At 68.0% G+C, this 578-nt stretch carries 2 protein-coding genes; both read left to right on the top strand.

Annotated features, from left to right (window positions below):
* A partial coding sequence (locus EOB36_RS33985; RefSeq protein WP_128286596.1) for a YnfA family protein occupies positions 1-292 on the top strand: 292 nt, incomplete at its 5' end.
* A gap of 3 nt (positions 293-295) precedes the next feature.
* Positions 296-578, top strand: a 283-nt coding sequence (locus tag EOB36_RS33980) for a small ribosomal subunit Rsm22 family protein (protein WP_281035507.1), incomplete at its 3' end; no start/stop codon positions are given.

Raw genomic sequence — 578 nt, 5'->3', positions numbered from 1 at the left:
TGCCGAGATCGCCGGCTGCTATTCGGCGTGGGCGTGGTGGCGGCTGGAAAAGTCGCCGCTGTGGCTGGCTCCAGGCCTGGCCTCACTCGCTTTGTTCGCATTCCTGCTGGCGCTGGTAGACATCAGTGCGGCGGGCCGCGCCTATGCCGCCTATGGCGGCATTTACATTGCCGCCTCGCTCGGATGGTTGTGGCTGGTGGAAGGCGTGCGTCCCGACCGTTGGGATATTGCCGGGTCCGCGCTCTGCATCGTCGGCGCCTCGGTCATCCTGCTCGCGCCTCGGGGGGCGTGAGCTATGGAACTGCCTATCCCGCTTCGGCAGGGCGTCGAGCGCCTCCTCGAAAAAGTGCCGCTGCCGACATTGAAGCAGGCGGCAAAGACGCTATCGGACCGCTACCGCGCCGAGTTGCGCGACGGCCGCCTGCACATGGCCGAGGAGACGGCGGTCAAGGCCTATCTGGCGACGCGGCTGCCGGCGACCTACGCCGCCGTCCGTGCCAGCCTTGATGCGGTCAGCGAGGCACGGCCCGACTATGCGCCGAAAACCCTGCTCGATGTCGGCGCTGGCCCTGGCACGG

The sequence above is a fragment of the Mesorhizobium sp. M6A.T.Cr.TU.017.01.1.1 genome, assembly GCF_004023115.1.
In the GTDB taxonomy this organism is placed as follows: Bacteria; Pseudomonadota; Alphaproteobacteria; order Rhizobiales; family Rhizobiaceae; genus Mesorhizobium; species Mesorhizobium mediterraneum.
The sequence above is the reverse complement of the archived record's forward strand: the minus strand, read 5'-3'. Positions and strand labels throughout refer to the sequence as shown.